General features: G+C 59.9%; 12 protein-coding genes and 2 pseudogenes. 3 read left to right on the forward strand and 11 right to left on the reverse strand.

The annotated features are described in order from the left end of the window. Positions 1-490 precede the first annotated feature (490 nt). Positions 491-1004: pseudogene (locus AC24R4_RS27355) on the reverse strand (integrase core domain-containing protein); the annotation flags it as partial. Positions 1005-1569: 565 nt separating this feature from the next. Here AC24R4_RS27355 and AC24R4_RS27360 point away from each other — a divergent pair. Beyond that, positions 1570-1807 (forward strand): annotated as a pseudogene (locus tag AC24R4_RS27360) (phage integrase family protein); the annotation flags it as partial. An 88-nt stretch (positions 1808-1895) separates the two neighbouring features. On the opposite strand, the gene AC24R4_RS27365 reads toward AC24R4_RS27360, so the two are convergent. Continuing rightward, positions 1896-2408, reverse strand: coding sequence for a nucleoside deaminase (locus AC24R4_RS27365; protein ID WP_487524013.1), 513 nt, complete (start codon positions 2406-2408; stop codon positions 1896-1898). Between the two features lie 219 nt (positions 2409-2627). Between AC24R4_RS27365 and AC24R4_RS27370 the strand changes: the two genes are divergently transcribed. Continuing rightward, a complete protein-coding gene (locus AC24R4_RS27370) occupies positions 2628-3542 on the forward strand; it encodes a LysR family transcriptional regulator (protein ID WP_487524014.1) in 915 nt (304 codons plus the stop codon). Between the two features lie 209 nt (positions 3543-3751). Here the strand turns inward: AC24R4_RS27370 and AC24R4_RS27375 are convergent, their stop codons facing one another. Then, positions 3752-5056 (reverse strand): sensor histidine kinase, encoded by a 1305-nt coding sequence (locus tag AC24R4_RS27375; RefSeq protein ID WP_487524015.1) that lies wholly within the window; start codon positions 5054-5056, stop codon positions 3752-3754. Positions 5057-5080: 24 nt separating this feature from the next. Then, positions 5081-6358 carry an alpha-hydroxyketone-type quorum-sensing autoinducer synthase gene (cqsA, locus tag AC24R4_RS27380; protein WP_487524016.1) on the reverse strand — a complete coding sequence of 426 codons (1278 nt, stop codon included), beginning with the start codon at positions 6356-6358 and terminating at the stop codon, positions 5081-5083. 1281 nt (positions 6359-7639) lie between these two features. On the opposite strand from cqsA, the gene AC24R4_RS27385 reads away from it, so the two are divergent. Next, the gene (locus AC24R4_RS27385) at positions 7640-8881 is read left to right on the forward strand and encodes a cystathionine gamma-synthase family protein (RefSeq protein WP_487524017.1); all 1242 of its coding nucleotides are present in this window, start codon (positions 7640-7642) and stop codon (positions 8879-8881) included. Positions 8882-9037: 156 nt separating this feature from the next. Here AC24R4_RS27385 and AC24R4_RS27390 read toward each other — a convergent pair whose 3' ends face one another. The 7 genes from AC24R4_RS27390 to AC24R4_RS27420 form a co-directional block, all read right to left on the reverse strand. Then, positions 9038-10618, reverse strand: a complete 1581-nt coding sequence (locus AC24R4_RS27390; RefSeq protein WP_487524018.1) for a M20/M25/M40 family metallo-hydrolase — start codon at positions 10616-10618, stop codon at positions 9038-9040. Positions 10619-10826: 208 nt separating this feature from the next. After that, a complete protein-coding gene (locus tag AC24R4_RS27395; RefSeq protein ID WP_487524019.1) occupies positions 10827-11075 on the reverse strand; it encodes a hypothetical protein in 249 nt (82 codons plus the stop codon). A 664-nt stretch (positions 11076-11739) separates the two neighbouring features. Continuing rightward, a complete protein-coding gene (gene aspA / locus AC24R4_RS27400) occupies positions 11740-13167 on the reverse strand; it encodes an aspartate ammonia-lyase (protein WP_487524020.1) in 1428 nt (475 codons plus the stop codon). Between the two features lie 1446 nt (positions 13168-14613). Beyond that, on the reverse strand, positions 14614-15600 hold the full coding sequence (locus AC24R4_RS27405) for a hypothetical protein (RefSeq protein WP_487524021.1): 987 nt from the start codon (positions 15598-15600) through the stop codon (positions 14614-14616). A 295-nt stretch (positions 15601-15895) separates the two neighbouring features. Then, entirely contained in the window at positions 15896-16870 is a 975-nt protein-coding gene (locus tag AC24R4_RS27410; RefSeq protein WP_487524022.1) for a ParB/RepB/Spo0J family partition protein, read from the reverse strand. Continuing rightward, the gene (locus tag AC24R4_RS27415; RefSeq protein ID WP_487524023.1) at positions 16867-18075 is read right to left on the reverse strand and encodes a ParA family protein; all 1209 of its coding nucleotides are present in this window, start codon (positions 18073-18075) and stop codon (positions 16867-16869) included. Before AC24R4_RS27415 ends, AC24R4_RS27410 begins: the two co-directional genes overlap by 4 nt. A gap of 433 nt (positions 18076-18508) precedes the next feature. Continuing rightward, entirely contained in the window at positions 18509-19315 is an 807-nt protein-coding gene (locus AC24R4_RS27420) for a phosphodiesterase (RefSeq protein WP_487524024.1), read from the reverse strand. Positions 19316-19334 lie beyond the last annotated feature (19 nt).

Here is a 19334-nt window from a genome sequence, read left to right on the forward strand (position 1 = left end):
GGAATACCGAGGGAGAGCGCCGCAGTGCGGCGACACTCCCTTGGCATTCCCCAATCGTAAATCTGCAATAACTATTGAACGGTTCCTCGAGATACAAGGCACCCGAAAAGTGGTGACACCTCCTTGAGACCCACAAATGTCGAATTGCACTGAATCAGCATTCCACCTGCCTTGGGTGGGTTACGATCAGCGCAATTCAACAATCCGCTTCGCCAGCCGACCCTGAAGCTGCTGCGCGCATGCTAGACATCGGCAACCAAACGCGCCCCACGCGTGCGTGAAACTTTAACCCTGTGCGGCCTGGCCACGAACAAGCGGCAAAGAGGCTGCAGCTTATCCAGAAAATCATCCCGCTCGATGCACCAGAGTCGCTCGAACACCTAAATTGTGTTCTATTTCGGGCGATCCCCGGCCGCGAACAAATAACCAAAAAGCCTCGATGGGCAGTCGTGTTGGACCCTTTTTGAGTTGGCTAGACACGCGGACCCCGTTAGGTTGATGACGCCTCAGCCCCCCTGAACTCGCGGGCGAGCGGTATTTCAGGGCTTTGTGCGGGTGGCGTCGTTGTAATGCTCAAACGCAACAGCCAGACGCGAGAGCGCCGTTGGCGCGTCAGGGTTGTCCATATAGAACGTAGTTGTGTTTTATGGTCTTCACGAACGATTCGGCCATGCCATTGCTTTACGGCGAGCGCACAGGCGTCGTCAGCTGGTCCGGCCCAGCTGACGCGCGAAGCGTCGCGTGCGATGGTAGATATAAGCCGAGCCGTTGTCCGTCAGCCATTCGTTGGGCCGTGCCGTTTCCGTGGTGCCGAAGCGCTGCTCGACGGCGGCCAGCATTACGTCGCGCACCACGTCGGCGCTATGCCCGCCGATCATTGCTGCCCAGCTAATTGCTTACCGGTCGCCGCAGTCCCACGCAAACGTCACACGCAGCGGCGTGCCGTCATCGCATGGAAACTCGAAACCCTCGGAGCACCTGCGCGTATTACTTTGGTCGCTTGCGCCGGCCAAACACCTGGTTCGGGTTCCCGCCGTGCCGCCGCGCTACGGCTGACACCGACGCGCCAGGTGCCAGCATTTCCCTGATAGGGCACAAGACTATCCCCTATTTTAAGAGAGTCCGCGTGTCCTTAGATATGCGGGACTGCTTCAGATCCACTTCGTTCGCGCGTCGACGCAACGCGCCGCGCTTGCGTATTGAGCGAGCGCCAGGAACTTGGTCGACACATGCCGTAGCTTGGAATTTGGTGAAGGACAGTAGATCGGAAAGCTCCGATGGTCGCCCCAGGAACACGGCCAGAGGCTGCGGAGCCTGCTCGTCACGTTTCACCGATTTGGCGAAAGAGTCCTGCAAGCAGCGAGTTGCAACGAAGACGCGAGCATCGCGCCCTCCTCCGCCGACCTAGTTTTCAGCCGCATACCCGGCGAAAGGCTCGTCCCCCGATAGGACACTACTTCTATTGGAAGTTTAGACACAATTTTAGTTTCATCAGCTGTGGCGTCTCGCCCACCGCAATGCGATAGTATCGATAACAAACATTATCGATATAGCCACATTTTCGTGGCAGCCTACGCGACAGCAATTCGCGTCCATCCTCCGCTCCACGCCTCGCTTGCCATCTCCCCGCCGATCACGGACACCGCGATACCTGGCTGCCGGCGCGTGCCGCGTCGGCGCTGCAAGCTCACGGGCTGAAAACACTGTCCGACATGACCGTGCGGATCCCGCGCCGCCGGCGTTGGTGGCTCGCCATTGACGGTCTCGGCGAGCGCGGTGCCCGCCCGTCGAGGCATTCTTCGCCGCGCAGTAGTGCGTTGACGTCTCTCTGCACTCGAACGCCATGGCGCTGTCCGCCTCGGCCCGCACCATGGCGGCCGGCTGGAGATGAATGACTACTTCCAGAAGCCGGCGTGCGCCTGGGCGGCTTCGTCCTCCAGCATCGGGCCCGCCACCTTGACCTTGCGCTGGCCGCGTTCGAAAACTTCTCGGCACGGCAGCGAGAACGTGGGGTTCTCGGGGTGGTCTCCCGTGAGACCGAGCAGGGAATGCTCCGAGAGTGCGTAGACAACGCGACCGATTCCGGTCCAGTAGATCGCACCGGCACACATGCAGCACGGCTCCGCACTCGTGTACAGCGTGCAGCGGGCGAGTTGTTCCGGCGTCAGCACGCGTGCTGCTGCAGCAGCGGCGGCCAGTTCGGCGTGCTGGGTCGGATCACCTTCCGGTGGCATCGAGTTGTTGCCTGCGGCCGCGATGATGTTGCCGTTCTCGTCGGCAACCAGCGCAGCGAAAGGATGCCGGCCGCGCTGCCTGGCCTCATATGACGCGGCAATAGACTGGCGCAGCAGATCCATATCCAGCATTGACACGTCCTCGGGAGTTTCTTCAATGTTCAGGGTTGCCATGTAGTTCTCCAGGGGAATAGGACGATAGGACTTGTTCAGCAGCGCCAGAAATGACATTGGCAGGACCCCAACGCTGACCGAACCGCCACAACCATCGCATCACGAGCCCGGCATCACGCGACGCCGCTCTATTGCTCGAGGTGCATCGGTGCGGCATCATCCATCGAAGCCACCGCCAAAACAAATTAGGAGCCATCGATTTTATCGATGGACAAGTCAATGCGTTTTTCCCTGGAACAACTTCAGATGTTTATCGCCGTAGTGGAATCCGGATCGTTCTCCGCGGCCGCCCGGCGGCTCGGAAAAACGCAGTCGACGATCAGCAGCGCCATCGGCAATCTCGAGATCGAGCTTGGCGTATCGCTATTCGATCGGACGAGCAAGATTCCCGTCGTCACGGAGGCGGGACGGACGCTGCTTGCGGAAGCCTCCGCCGTGCTGGAGCGGTGCCGGTCACTGGAGGCGCATGCGGCCAGCCTGGCGGACGCGAACCCGGCCGAACTGACGCTGGCGATCGAGATACCGTACAACACGATCATGCCGGCACTGACCGATTTCGAACGGGAGTTCCCATACGTCGACCTGACCATTCGCAACCCGGTCTATGGCGACGTCAGCGACCTGGTACTCAAGGGTGAGGCGGCACTCGGCATCGCGTTTGCGCAACCGGACTACCCGCCCGAACTTGACTTCGTGCAGCTCGGCAAACTGATCATGGTGCATGTCACCCATCCCTCGCACCCGCTCGCGTCGCTGGCCAGCGTGTCGTTCGCCGACCTGCATGCCTATCGGCGCCTTGCGTTCAGCGCGCACGCCAACAAACTACCAACAACCGAATACCTTCGCGCTACACGCACGTGGCAGGCGGAGAGCTATCTCGCCCTGATGGAGATGGTCGGCAGCGGTCTTGGCTGGGCGACACTACCCCGGCAATTGATCCGCAACGAGCTGGACAAAGGCGATCTGGTCGAACTGCAGTTGACCGCCTACCCGCACACCGACTGGCTTGTCGGGGTCGATCTTCTCTGGCGGAAATCGGCCCGTCGCGGACGCGCCGATCGATGGCTGCACGATCGGCTGCAGCAACACACGGTTTTCGAAGTTGGGCGAGGCGGACAACGAACTACGCGATAGCCTCCCGTTCATGCCAGAAGCACGGGTATCAAGATAAGTTTTCTTATCACAATGGCATCGGTGAATACGAAAACTGCATTCCAAGAATACCGACCTTAGTGGTTTCGCCATAACGTCAACAAAAAAGGCGGAGAAATCCTGGTTCTTATGGCGACCAGATCGCCGAACGCAAGCCAGTCCGTGCAGCCCGTTCCCGCGTGGTGGCGAGTTCAAGCCTTGTGCTTTGGGAACTGAAGCGCGAATTCGGTGAACTCGTGCTCCACCGACTGGCAGGAAATGGATGCACCCCAACTGCGCAAGACATCCCTGCAAAACGCCAGTCCGATACCCGTGCCCCGATGGGCGGGATAGGAGAAAAACGGCTGGAACATCCGGGCCAGGACATGGGCCGGAACTCCCGGCCCTGTATCCCGGAACAGGACATAGATGTCGCTGCCTCGCGTCTCACAGCGGATCAGAATCTTGCCCTTCCCTGCCCGCTTGATCGCCTCGAGCGCATTCTTGGTCAGATTGGTAATGACCAATTCGAATAGTTGCGCGTTGCCCAGCACGTGCAGGGGTGCGGACGCATCGATCGTGACGATATCCTGATGCGTAGGCTCGAACGGAAATCGATCAATACTCTGGCGCACGGCGTGCACCAGGTCGAACACCTCTTGCCTGGCCGCCTTCGGGTCCTTGGAGTTCGCCACCAGCAAATCGATGCTGCTGCTGACATGCGCGAGATCGGCCTGTAAACGGGCAATCGCCTGCAGAAGCCCCTCTCGATGCGCCGCCTGCGGGTCAAGCGCCGCCGGCAACCTGCTCTTGAGGCCCGCAGCGGTCATCGTCAGACTCGTCAGTGGCGTGCGCAATTCATGCGCAACCGTTGCCAGGGCGACGGCCATCCCCCGCCGCTTTTCTTCGACCAGCAACTGGCGATCCAATTTGATCACGACGAGCACGGCGATGACGAACGCAATGATCGGCAGCTGCAACAGCAGCGGTTGCCACGGAATGCCTGCAATGGAATGACCGGCCACCACGAACAATGCAAATGCGCCGGCTGCTCCCGAGAGCAGGGCCATCGTCGCAAACGCCGAACTGAAGTGGTATAGGACCACCACGGCGATGATGACCGACTCCGCCCATACCAGCGAGCCGTGGTTCTCCAGGTAGAAGAAGATAAAAGCGAAGGGCATTCCGACGGTGATGGCAAATAGCGCATAGGTCGGCAGCCATCGCTTGTGCGACAGTGCAGAAGCGAACAACAGCGGCACGAATAGCGCCGTGCAAATCAATCGCAGCCACAGGTTTTCGTAAGCCTGGGGAAAGACATAGGACCAGATGACGAAGTAAAGCGGATGGCCAATGACCCCGAGCGCGCCCACCATCTGGATGCGACGCAGGCGCACGACGCTTTCCTCGTCGAGCAGGGTGGTCCGGGAGGCCGTCTCAAATACGGCACGCCGGGCATCCTTGACGAGCCGAATCCACAACGATTCGTCTCCTGATTGCGCTTGCGTGGCTTCCATCTCGAGCGTCTGACCCCTGCAAGATTATGGCGCTGTGCTGCCTGGTGAACAGGTGCGGCCGCGATGCGCGCGGCGCGTCGATGACCACTCCGCCAGCCTGACCTCGTCCCGAATTTTCGCGAGAACGTCGATCAGCCGGTCCATGTCGGAAGGAGTGAGTTTCGCATGCAGCGTAAGGCGCATCAATGCCCTATTTTTGGGGGTAGCAGGGGAGCAAAAGACGGCCCCGAAGATGCCGTGCCGCTGCAGTGCGTTGCGCAGAACCATGACCTGGGGTTCCGTGCCGGCCTCCAGCCCGATGATCTGCTCGCTCCCGTCGCTGATGTTGTAGCCAAGCTCGGTGATAGCGGCGCGCGTGGACCGGGTGATGGCATGCAGGCGCGCCCTGCGGTCGTCTGCGCGCGCAATAAAATCCGTCGCGGCATCGAACCAGGCAATTTCATGGCGCAACAGACCCGAACTGAAAATGGCTGGGCGTGCCTCCACCGCGAAGAAATCCTTGAATCGGGTCGAACAGGCCACGAATCCCGCGCGCCCGGCAAATGCCTTGGCCAGCGACGCCGTCCGGAAATGGACCCGTTCGGAAAGCCCCAGCGCCGGGACAAGCCCGCCGCCCGCCGGGCCATGCGTGCCTAGCGAATGTGATTCATCCACCACCAGGACGCTGCCTGTCGCTTCCGCCATCTGCACATACGCTTCCAACGGCGCCACGCTGCCCGTGGTGCTATAGACGGCATCCACCAGAATGACGCCCGGACCCATACGCTCGATCTGGCGTGCGGCGTGAGCAAAGTCGTTGTGGCGCACGGGCACGGCCTGGGCCCCCGCCGCGCTGATGCCTTCCCACAGCGAGGCATGGCCGTTCATGTCGATGTAGACAGGCACCCCAGGCCCTGCAATACACTGCACCAGCCCGACGTTTGCCGCCCATCCTGACTGGGCGATGAGCCCATCCTCGGCCTGCATGAGCGTGGCGAGCTTCCGTTCGACCTGCTGTTGTGGCGTGTCGCCGTGCCGAAACACCGAAGACATCAACAATTCAGGCGCCTCATCGAGTAGCGCCCGCGCCTGCGCCTGGACCAGCGCAGATTCCCCCAGCAGGCATAGATAGTCGTTACTGCTCAGGTGCAAGGCATCCGGCCCCGGGACGCGTCCGTGCAGCAGGTGATTGCCTCCCCAGAGTTTTTCCATTCTGTCGACGAAATGGGCAGCCATCCGATCCGAGATCCAGGCCGGTAATGGCGCGGACTGTATGCGACTGACAGATTTTGTCGGTTGGGAATGAAGATTGGCGGGCGACATCGGTTTTCCTCCAAAGAAATGAGCGCCAAAATCAAAAAACGAATGACTTGAAAACTTGAGGTCTGCAGCGGAGGCCTGCCCTCATTGAATTGGAGGAACACGGCAACCGTAGGCTAAGCCGAAGCCTGTCGCGAACCCAAAAGCTCGCGCCATGCGTAGGCCGTGACGACACCGGCGTCCCCCCGTGGTTTTGTTCGAAGGACGGTACGGCACAGCATCACAGTTTGCGTCATCTATTCGACGCCCATTGGGCACGCGCGCGCTATTGCCGGATACCCAAAATCGACTGCTTGTGGCATGAGAAAGGCATGCCAGCGTCTATCCGTGACAACGCGGCACCCTGCCCGGTTGGGAGGAAAAGCAGCAGATATCTTCCGACGATGAAGCAATCTACTGGCCTGCTTCGCGGAAGCACCGGATTGGGCCTCGCTAAATAATATTGAGGCCCTACTGTCCTAAACGCAGCAAGGCGGGACTCGGATGCCATCCCGATAGGCGAATCGGCACTCAGAACAGTTGTGCCACACATTCGGCCATTGCTTTGCAAGCAGGTTTGGGGAGGTCCGACGTGTATCAACAGGGCCCCTACCATCGACCAGTACGGGCGGGCACTATGGCGGTTAATTGCTTTTTTAGGCAGAGCGCATAGGGGACGGCTTTCACGTGCGCCGCATAACGATGGGCGCATAGAAAATACACACGCGATTCAGGACGACTCGTTTGGGAACAAGTCCTTGTTTTTGCGGGGTTTCTATTGGAAAGATAAGGTGTGCCTAGACGACAAGTAGCTTATTAGGCACTTTATCGTTACGACCTACGCCGGCTCGTCGGGTGACGGCTGATCGCCCTGCCCTGCTCTCTCACGGCGCCTCCCACCTTTCGAGTCTTCAGCAGTCGCGAGCAAGGAATCGCTCTGCTTCGACCCAGTTCGCCTACAGACGACACGGGCGCACGGCACACCTATGCACGACTTCGCACATTTCGATGTGCGTGACCATTCGGTGTTCTTCCCCTTATCAGGCCAGGTGCATGCCCAGGACATCGTCGATCAAGCCGCACGGCTATGTACTGCACTTCAGTACCGACTTTTTCGCCCAAAGACTTCGCCGGCGCGACGGCCGTTTCCTGCGATCCATAGATCGGCTGCTGGGGCAATTATCCACAGCGTCAAGCCTGCGGGAGCGATTGGTTCTGACGCTTACGCCCCATGCAAAGGCTTTTGCAGCGCAAGGGTTAGCAGCGATAATGAGGCACAACTGATTGGCTCAAGAGGCACAAGGAATGGACAAGCAGGGCTTCACCACCGCCATTGTTCACGGCGACAGAATCACAGGTACCGAGCATGGTGGCGTTCACCAGCCGATCCATACCTCTGTGCAGTATGGTTTCGATCGCGTCGAGGACCTGATCGGCGTATTCCAGGGCACGAAGAAGGGTGGCTTCAACTACGCCCGCCAGGGCACGCCCACGACCGCGGCGCTTGAGCGCAAGATTACGGGCCTGGAAGACGGCATCGGCACGATCTGTTTCAGCACCGGCATGGCCGCCATCACGGCAACGTTTCTCACGCTGTTGCGTGCAGGCGATCATCTCGTTGCGAGCCGTTATGTGTTTGGGAACACCAACAGCCTGTTCGGAACGCTGCGTACGCTCGGCATAGACGTGACGACGGTCGATGCGTGCAATGTCGAAGAGGTCAAGCAGGCCATCCGTCCGAATACCCGGATGGTGTTCGTCGAAACCATCGCGAATCCGGGCACGCAAATTCCGGATCTGCAAGGCATCGGCAACGTGTGCCGCGAGCGCGGTATCGCGTATATCGTCGATAACACGATCACCTCGCCGGCCTTGTTCCGGCCGAAGGCAGTCGGGGCCAGCCTTGTCATTAGCTCGCTGACGAAGACGATTGCCGGTCACGGCACAGCCCTTGGGGGCGCCGTGACCGATACCGGCTTGTTCGACTGGAGCACATATCCCAACATTGCCGAGGATTATCGGCGTGCCATGGGCAAGGAGCAGGGGCTGCTGCAAATCCGCAAGAAGGGCTTGCGCGACATGGGCGCGGCATTGTCGTCCGAGCAGGCGCATGCGATCGCCATTGGGGCCGAAACACTCGCGCTGCGCGTAAAGCAAAGCAGCGACAACGCGCTCGCGCTGGCGCAGTTTCTGGAGCGGCATCCGGCTGTCGGAAGGGTGTACTACCCTGGCCTGCCGAGCCATCCGCAGTATGACATCGCGCAATCGCTGTTTTCCAGCGCATCGTGGCTCCTGTCGTTCGAACTGAAGAACGCGGACCGCATGATTGACATCGTCAACGCGCTTGCGCTGCCAATCAAGGCGACCGGCCTTGGCGACACGCGAACGCTGATCATTCCCGTGGCTCCTACGATCTTCTTCGAAGCCGGCCCCGAGACACGCAAGGCAATGGGGATTTCCGATGGGATGCTGCGCCTGTCGGCCGGCATCGAGGATATCGACGATCTGATCGCGGACTTTTCACAGGCGCTGAAACTGGCCGCGTAGCACTGCAGCACGAGGAAAAAGTAGCCCCGCTGTCTGCATGACCAGCATTGCGTGATGAGTTCGGGCTCACCAGACGGTGAGCCCGGTGTCATCAAGGTGCCCGAGCCTGCGGTTCGGCTTTCCCTCCTGACCTCGCCGGCCGAATCGCTGTACGACTTACTTGAAGGGCGTCTGCAAGATGCCCATGATGGTCTGGACGCCATCGCGGTAGTTGCCAAGCCGCATGTTCTCGTCAAAGCTGTGCTGATTGTTGTCGGCATTGACCAGCGGCACGATCACGAACGGGGACTTGAGCGCCTGCACCGCAGCACCGGTGGGGACGGTTCCGCCCATCATCCGGATCTGCACGGGCGACTTGCCGTAGGTATCGTGCATCACGCCCTGTAGCCATTTGCTGATCGGCGCGTCCAGATCGGTACGCGCCGCCGAACTCGACGCAGACACTTCACCGGCCGTGAGCGATGCCAGTTTCGGATAGCGCGCACGCTCTTCTGCCGTCGGCTCGCCGTTCACCAGGTGGTAGCCCTGCTTCTCGATGTGCTTGCGCAGCAGCGCCACCAGCGACTCGGGCGGCGTCTCGGGTACCGTACGCAGATCGATATCTGCGATGGCCACTTCGGGAATAATGGTCCGCGCCTTGGGGCCGACGTCACCCGCCACAATGCCGCGTACGTTCAGGCTGGGATACTGCATCGCTTCCTGGTAATTGGCGCCGACCTTTTCCGCGCCGGCAATGCCCAACCGGCGCTTGAGCGCCCCCTCGTCGTCTGGCACCGCCGCCATGATCTTCCGGGCCCGCTCGTCAAACTTTACCGGTGTGTAATACCCGGGGATGGTCACGCGGCCATCTTCGTCCTTCATCGACGCCAGCAAGCTCGCCATCCGTTGCACCGGATTGGCGGAGTAGTTGCCGTAGTGTCCACTGTGCAGTCCCTGGCTTGCACCGAAGACTTTCAGTTGCACGAGCTGGATGCCCCGGTTGCCGAAGACCAGCGTCGGCTGGTTGCTCTGGTGCATCGGACCATCGAAGATGACCATGCCGTCATTTCGCAACAGCGCAAGATTCTGGGCAATGACCTGTCCGAGCGAGGGGGAGCCCTTTTCTTCCTCGGAATCGAGCAGCACCTTGATGTTAACGCCCGGCTCCACGCCCGCCGCCTTGAGCGCATCGAAGGCTGCCAGGAACATCACGATCGGTCCCTTGTCGTCTGATGAGGATCGTGCGAACAGGCGCCACTCGGGGTCCACCTGGCCACCGTACAATTTGTCGAGCGGCAGGGTTTCCCATTTGCCGTCGGCCGCGCGCGCCTTGAGCGTGGCTTCCCATGGGCTCTTCTGCGCCCACTGGGACGGTGTCACCGACTGGCCATCCAGGTGCATATAGAACAGGACAGTTTTGCGCGGTGCGGTCGCGCCTGCTCCGGGCGCCGTGTACTCTGCGTACATCATCGGCTTGTCGCCATTTGGGAGCGCCTGCGCCTGGAATCCGCGTCGGGAAAAGGCCTTGGCAAGCCAGTCCACGTTCTTTTGAATATCGGCCGGCACGGTTGCATCGTTGGGAATTGCCAGCAGCTCGACCCATTCGCGATAGCTTGCTGCTGCCGCGCGGCCAGCCGATTGCTCAAGCTGTGCGCGGTCCAACGTGGTAGCGCTCACCGCCGTCCCATACGCCAGGATCAGCGACGCGACAAGCGCCAGTCTGCGGAAACGATGGTGAATTCGCGAGGGGGTGCGCATGTCTTTCTCTCTGTTGGTTGTATGACGACATGCATTATGACGGCAGCCTCCACGAACCAAAAGGGTCTATGCGCCGCAATCGGCGGCAGAAGAACCCATCGCGCCCCCCTCCCCTCGGAGCCCTTCGCGCCCCCGTGGCTTTTGCCTGCCGACGCTTCGCTGTCACGGCTTACTTACCTGGTATGTCTTTCGTCGAGGGCGGCGCTATTCAACCGACAGCATTGAAGGGATAGGTACGCGACTGCGGCGCTGGTTCACTGCGATCGTCCGCGGGCAGGTTGTTCGCGGCAACGGAGTGGTCTCCGCCGGGATCTTCACCTGACCGAAATGCGTCCGCAGCCTGGTGTTGCTTTCGTTTTCGCGTCTCCTGGTAAGCAGCGAAGCCCACTCCGGCACCCGCTGCGGCGATATACGCGATGAGTGGCAACGCCAGATGAACGAGTTTCCCGTTGAACATGATCTGCTCCTGCATTGTTCCAGGGATCGGCAGCGTGGAAAGCTGCAGAACTGCGGCATACCATCATCAGCATGGAGCATGCCACCCGCAGATCGTCGGGATACCACCGCGCCGCCGTCATCGCGACCGGCCATCGGAGACGGCAATCCGGGCCACTGCGGGACGGGCAGCCGGCGATCACGTGTTGTCGAACAATTGACGCACCGCCTGCTTTCTACAACCGTGGCAAAAAGGAAGCGCACTCGATGTTCCGCCACGCGGCGATCAAGTGAAGGGCGGCCGACTTGCCGAGGCCACGGCTGCCGCCGGCCATCATGGCGATGCGGCGGGCGTCGACGTTGCGCAACTGCCCACGGCGACTGCCACGCCAGATCAAGGCGTGCGCGCGGCTGGCCGCTGATCTTGAGCGGTGTTGGGCGCAGGATAGACTTCATCGCTGCGGGTGAACGACTCACGCGGCGGCGGCGGCGTCGCGGTGGTATCCCTGGGAACGCCCTCGCATCCACCCATCGTCGTGGCAAGCAGGGCAACCGCTAGCGCAGTCGCCATACCGCGAGACCACGTTGTACCAGTGCAAGATCTCAGTGTGTCGGACATAGACGGGTTCCCCGAAGACATATCTGAAGCATAGATGTCTTCGGCAGGCGTGCACAAAAGAAACCGCTCAGCGCGAGGGATCCTTGGTCCCCAGGGGTACAGGCTGCGTCAGCGTTTCAGGTCGAAGAATCCGGTCCAGCTCCTCTTTCGATAGCAAGCCCTTTTGCAGCACGATCTCATAGACGCTACCACCGGTGGCATGCGCTTCCTGCGCGACGGCAGTCGCATTGGCGTATCCAATATATGGGTTCAACGCCGTCACAATACCGATGGAATTCTCCACGATCGCGCGAAGCCTTTCCTCGTTCGCGGTAATGCCCTTGACGCATCGTTCTGCCAGCGTCAAACAACCATTCCGCAGGTGACTCACGCTTTTGAAGAGGCTATGGGCAATGATCGGCTCGAACGCATTGAGCTGGAGCTGCCCTGCCTCTGCCGCGAAGGTCACGGTGACGTCATTACCAATGACTTCAAAGGCGATCTGATTGACGACCTCTGGAATAACGGGATTTACCTTGCCAGGCATGATGCTGGAACCTGCTTGCATCGGTGGCAGGTTAATCTCATTGAGACCTGCCCGTGGACCGCTCGACAGGAGGCGCAGGTCATTGCAAGTCTTCGATAGCTTTACCGCTACACGCTTTAGCACCCCCGAGAGTTGCACGAAGGCGCCACAGTCTTGCGTTGCCTCGATCAGATTCGGAGCCGTCTGCAGCGGGATGCCAGTAATGTCACGAAGCCGCTGCAAGACCAAGGGCGCGTAGGAAGGGTGCGCGGTGATGCCCGTACCGATCGCGGTGGCACCCAGATTGATTTCGCAGATGAGCATTGATGCTTCACGCAAGCGCTGCTCGTCCTCACCCAACATCACCGCGTACGTACTGAACTCCTGACCCAGCGTCATCGGCACGGCGTCCTGCAGTTGGGTACGTCCCATCTTGATAATGTGCGCGAACTCCGCCGCCTTGGCTTCGAATGCGCTGCGCAGCGTGGCCATCGCGTCAATGAGTCCAGCGATACCAAACCACGTCGCCATTTTTAGCGAACTCGGATAGACATCGTTGGTGCTTTGCCCGATGTTGACGTGCTCGTTGGGATGAAGATGCTCGTATTCGCCTTTGTGGTGCCCAAGCAGTTCCAGCGCACGGTTGGCGATGACCTCGTTGGCATTCATGTTTGTCGAGGTGCCCGCTCCGCCTTGAATGACGTCCACGACGAATTGGTCATGCAGATGACCAGCGATGATTTCCTTGCAGGCGTCCACGATCGCGTTGCATCGTGTCTCATCCAGGAGGCCCAACTCATGGTTGGCAAGGGCGGCCGCCTGCTTGATTGCCGCAAGCGCCTTGATTAACTCCGGGTAGATGGAGATGGGTGTGCCGGTGATCGGAAAATTCTCAACGGCCCGCAGGGTGTGTACGCCATAGTAGGCATCCGAAGGGACGTCTTTGTCCCCGATGAGGTCGTGTTCGGTACGAAACGATGTGGCGGCCATGGCTCGTCTCCCTCAGCAGCATGCGTATCGTGAAGTGTATGAAGTTACACCGCCCGAGTGGGTCTTATGCAAAGAGAGTATTACGCCGACCGCGGTGGTGACGGTTATGCGCGGGGAACATCGGGTGTCAGACGTTGCCCGTGGGCCGAAGTGGCGGAAGGCAGTATGCAATGAAAGCCTGTCATGGCCGGCGCTAGCTGTGCCGTCATCGGTCCAAAATAATTTACATTGCTATTTAGCCCGTAAAACGGGCCGGCGCATTTCGGAAACGCTATTTTTCGGAATGAAAACAATGGGTTACGTCGATTATCGCTGTGTGGCGTTGGGCAAATCCCCTGATTTGCTACCCGCATCGTCGCTATCGCCTTGCGCTGGGCGAAGGCGAGGACTTTTGCAGTAAATCATCTGGTACCAACCCGGCATGGCCATTGCCTCAACACCGGCACAACAGAATGCGGCCAGGGCACTCGAGCATGGTCTCGCTGCTCTGCGCACAGTTTTTCGGGGCCGGGAGTGGTATCAGCCCGGTGCAGGCCATGCAACGTTTGCTGAGCGAATCGACTGACTCCATATCAAAGAGGCCGGTGTAGCTCTTCACTCCGCAAGCGCGCGTGGCGGCGAGCGGAGCGCGAGGTCTACTTCCGACGATCTTGCCGGTGTTGCGACATGGGCCCGCAACATGCGCCCCTCGCCTGCTGTTTCGGCACGTTGATTTCCGACGGTCAGTAGCGCCGCCGCTCAGTGATAGCGCTCGTGTTTGGCGACTTGGATATGTTAATTGTCTGCGCCGGGTAGGTCGGAGCTAAAAGGCATGGATGACCATTGCACAGCTCGCCACGGGTCGTCGCTGCTCACCGCAGAACGGTGGCAAGGATTGCACTCGGCTCCCACAAATTCAACCATAGCTGCTTTGCCGCCAACCCGAGGCTGTTTAGGCTCGAAGCCACTCTCATCTTTCCCGGCCCTGGCCATCTTTCCAACGGGGTCTGCTATACCAGCAAAAATGCCCCGGATCGCCAGGAGTGAGCCGAGGGCGGCGCAGTACTTCTTCCCCGCGCTCTGCTCAGCGGCCCCGGCCCCGAACGGCGCTCCCCCATCGGCGGCCACCTGCCCCCGACCACCTGCGCGGCACCTTTCCAATAGAAACCATTAAAAATCAAGAGGTTAGAACCGCTCGCTTGACGTTTCTCGAACATATACGCCTCCCGTCGGGAAGGCGGCTCTCGGTAAGTCGTTGATTTAATTGGCTTTCTACTAGAAAGCCAACAAGAGCTCTTAGTGCTGTCATCCGTCCGCCAAATTGGACAGTCACTTGCCGTCGCGGCCACAGATACTGATCCGAAAAATAGAATGCAAGAGCAAACGCCAGGTTCGTCTCACAACGAAGTAATTGAAAACACGGCGGCAGCAGCCGACACCCATTGATGGCCATACTCGATACCGATGCTAGCCGAGCGATGACCGTCGGATGCTCACCTGCCCCTTTTGCACAGCCAGCGCGAAGCGCAGATTCAGGGGTAACGAACCACCCTGCCCCACGACAACCTGGGCATGCGCATCGATCCGCCCCAAGCTGGTCCCGTCGCGTCTCACGACCGTCAACCCGTGCGACTTGGCGAGAATCGAACTCAAAAGGTTTCTCGCGCTTTGCGCCTCAGTGGCAGTGCGGATAGCCGCATCCTTGCCCGAGGCAATCGCAGCGAAGTCCAGATCCTTCCCTGCAAGCGACCGGATGTAGGCGTATGCCTCCCGGCTGGAAAGCGCCGACAGGCGTTCGCGGAATGCCGTGGCAATGGCCTCAAGTCGCTTGCCATGACGCTTGGCAATGCTCATGAGCGAGAACACGGCTCGGGCAGTCAATCCGAGTTTGAGAAGCCAAGTCAACGAAAGCGGTACCTTGGAAACCGAATCAATATCTGCCGGCGGCTCGCTTGCGAATGAATTCTGTAAAGACTTCTGCTTGTTGGTATGTTCCTTATATTGGCCGTCTTCCATTGTGAGAGACGGTTCCTTGTGGATAACTTTTCGGCGCCTATCTTCTTTTGATGACCTGCCGACGAGGCCGAGGAGAATCTGTGCCTTCTCTGTGAGGCGAACCGGCGAGACGTGGAACCGCCCGGAGCGCGCAATACGGATCTGCTCGCGAACGACGTAACCGTGGCGCTCCAGATCGGCCAGGCCACGATAGAGGGACGATTCACTGTTGAGTAGAGACTCGGCGCGCAGCAAATCCCGGCGCGGCCAGATGGACGAGGAGGGGCGAGACAAATTGAAGAATCGCAGAATGCCAAAAAGGACCCGGCGGGCGGTAGTCCCGAGGTCCAGGCAATTAAGCGGATCGAATACGGCGGCTCGGGCTTCGATGAGCGCGAGGGGTAGGGTAGAAGGGCGAGCAATAGCCTCGCCCGGCGCGTAGCGTTGCGCAATAGTCATACTGACTCCGATTTTCCAAGGACGAACGCCCTCCGGAGCTTGACTAGGCAAAATGACTCGCTACACTGAACACTCGTTGCGACTCGTGTTCACGGTTCCCGCCGTAGATACGTGTAGGTTGAGTTTTGAGCTATCAAACTCCACCAAACCGAGTTTCGGATTCCCGTCCGAATCTCAGCAGAGGCCTGGGTTCCCGCCCAGGCCTTTGTCTTTGTGGTGAGGGATGTGTCAAAAACGCGGTTTACTTCATTCGCTTCACTCTCTCATGGGTTGTAAAAGGCAGAAGTTCTGCTTTTTAGTTGTCCGTCTGGGCGTTGGCCTCGATAAACTCCCGCACCCGCTTTTCCCAGGCCTGGGCATCCTCGGCCTTCTTGAACTTCAGCGTGACCGTCCCATTACGGGTCGTCACTGCACACAGTTCACGCGTTCCCACCTTGATCCGATGCGTTTCACCCGCCGCCGGGGCGACAGCTCTTTGCCGCACGCGCGCATGGAGAAGGGCGATCGCTTGCTTCTGCGTGACTTTCTCGTCGCTCAGAAGCTTCTTTACGACCTCCGTGACCGCGGCTTCCTGGTCCGGGTGCTCGCCCAAAAACGTTGCCATCTCGTAAGCCGCGTTTACGCCCAAGCGGCCACGATCGTCTGCCGCGTCCAGCGCCGCGATGGCGGGTTCGGGCAAACGTGCATACGAGAAGAGCTTGCTCAGGTGCCCTGCGGAAATGCCCGCAGCCGCCGCAATATCCTGTTGCGACCGGCCCGTACGATCGAGGTGCTTCCGAAACCCAAGGTACTTTTCGAAGTCGGGCAGCGACGGGGAGAGCAGGTTCGAATAGAACGCGGCTTCCTCGATCTGCTCGACGTCCGCGAGATCGGCAAACACCGCTGGGATCGCGTCCCGGCCGAGTTCCTTGAAGACGTAAAACCGGTTGTGACCGGCTACGAGCTCCTTCTTGCCGTCCCCGCGCACGACGAGCGTGATCGGGTGAACCAGCTTGTTATTACGCAGGTTCTCCCGTAGCTCGGCATACTGTTCAGGCGTAAGCTTGCGCCGACGCCCGGGGACTTCGGTAATCTCGTCGAGCGCGACTTCGACGGCCTTGCCGATGCTCGCTTCGAGCTCGGCAACCCGGCGTTCGGCCGCCGCCACGGCAGACTGCACCGCCAGCATGCGGCCTGGCGACGTCTTGGGCTCGTTGGCTTCGGATTTAGGCGTATTGGATTTGACTGCGATGTTGGCGGTCTTCGCCAACAACTTGTCGCCGATTCTCATACTTCCTTCCTTTCTGTCCACGCCCTGACGAACTGGTCGTCGATATGCAGGGCGAGCTTGTCCAGCGGATCGCGGAAACGCTGATACGCTTCGACGCTGCCGTCGGGCTTGGAGAGGTCATAGACGGTCGCCAGCTGTGCCGAGGCGCCCTTGGGGACCGATGACTCGGGAATTTCGATGCTCAGTACACGATTGCCGTAGGCCTTGACCATCCACTCGCGCACGACCCGCGACACTGCATCCTGCTTCACCTTGGTGAGCACGATGTTGATGAAGTCATAGCGTTTGGATTCCAGTACGCCAGGCAGTTTCTTTGCGATATCCGAGAACAGGTGCCAGAACTGCGTCGAGCTGGCAAAGTCCAGTCCGTCAGGCGGGCAGGGCATCAGAATGCCATCCGAGGCAATCAGCGCATTGATCGTGATGTAGCTCAGTGCAGGCGGCGTGTCGATGACAATCACGTCGTACTGCTCGGACAGCGGCACCAGAGCCTTGCGCAGGATGTCCCAGAACTCGAAGCCCGACTCGGACAGCACCTTCGACGGAATCTCGAATTCCGCATCGAACAGTGCCGACGAGGCCGGGATCAGATCCAGGTTGTGCCAATAGGTCGTCTGGACGGCATAGTCCAGCGTCGTCTGGTCGCCATAGATCAGCGGCAGCAGCGTCTGTTCTTCGGCAATCTCGGCATCCGGGGCCCAACCGCAAAGCTGGGTTGTCGTGCCCTGCGGATCGCAGTCGACGATCAGGACCCGTCTGCCGAGCAGCGTCAAAGCCTGCGCCAGGCAGACCGCGGTCGTGGTCTTGGCGACACCGCCCTTGAAGTTGCCGACCGTGACGATCCGCCCGCGCTGGCCGTCGGGTCGCTTCATTCTGCCGTTAGCGTGCCGTACCCAGGTAATGGCATCTTCCAGGCTGAAGACCTTCGCCCGGCCGTTGCCCTGTGAGGTACCCATCGGCAAACCACCTTTGGTGGCAAGATAATGGAAGCGCGCCTTGTCGACCCCGCAAAGCGTGGCGATCTGGCTGCTCGTGAACGAGGGCGGAATCTTACGGGGGTAAGGTTCCAGCATGGCATCCCGAATTTGCCCAAAGACGTCGTTAGCCTGCGCCGCAACGGCCGCAAGCCCGTCGATGGACAGGCCGTGGTCGTCTAAAAAGTCTGGGCGCGGGAGTTCTGCCTTCAGTAAGCTCGTGCGTGCCATAACAGTCGTGAATCCGTTGGAAAGCCCCGGAAGCGCCTGAACGGCGCTGAACCCAAAACTTAGACGCTTTCCGTCAATTAAATGGTTGGCCGTAGAATAGCGACCGTATACGTAAACCGCAAGAAGTTTACGTCACACCGATGCGTATACGCGTCAATTAATTGTCAGCCGCGATGGACGCAGATGTCGCGGATCTGGGACACGTCGAATACAAATCCGGTAGCAAACGGAGAGTGATTGCTCACATATGGCGCGAAAGAGGGCGGTCGGCCGCTCATCGGCGCCAAAAGCGGGCCACCATCTACGGTCGGCAGCAAGTCTACGTGTGAGTCGCGATCTCGTTCATCGCGCGCCGCGCCGCCTGGCGAGGGCGACTGCACCAGCGCCACGACCAGCTGCAAGCGCGGTGGGGGCGTCGCGCCCGCCAGATCGCTCAAGCAAACGCGAAGGGCCCCTCGAACTGGCCCACGTAGCTGAGGTGCGTGACACCCTCGCCCGTATCCGGCGCCCAACGGTGCAGCAGGAAGGCGGCGGGTTCCAAATAAGAGGCCGGCAGGGCGTCGTCATGGACACGCAGGGCAATCTGCGTTGTGGTGCTCGGACACGTTGACACCGGCACTGCACCGATGCGCGTCTGCATCGTACGGTGAACATGTCCCGCGATAATGCGGTCGATATTGTCGTGTCGAGAAATCAGATCGCGGAAGGGAGTCAGATCGCGCAATCCGTACTTGTCGAGATAGGGGATGCCGGTGCTGAACGGCGGATGATGCATGGCAACGACACACCGTCTGGCCTTGTTCGAACCAAGTTCGTGATCAAGCCACGCCAGCGTCGAACGATCCAGCGCACCATGGTGGAATCCCGGAACGGTGGAGTCGACGGCAAGGAAGCGAACGGCGCCGATATCAAAGGCGAAGTTGAGAGGGCCGTCTTCTGATGCCGATGGCCAAGGCTGGCCGGGAAAAGCCTCTCGCAAATGTCGTCGGTCGTCGTGATTGCCTGGCATCAGCAAGTATCGAGGTTCCAGCCTGCCCAGAATGGCTTTCAGCATGGCATAGGCCTCAGGGGAGCCGTCGTCGGTCAGGTCGCCGGTAATCAGGACGGCATCCGGGGCAGGCCGCAGGCGATTGACGGCCTCTATGGCCGACACCAGCATTGCATTGGAATCCACGAGGTTTTGATACAGCAAACCTTTGGGTCGCACATGGACATCCGAGAGTTGCGCAACGACGGTCATGAGATTTCCCTCTTGTTGT

The sequence above is a fragment of the Cupriavidus sp. CER-90 genome (assembly GCF_057652055.1).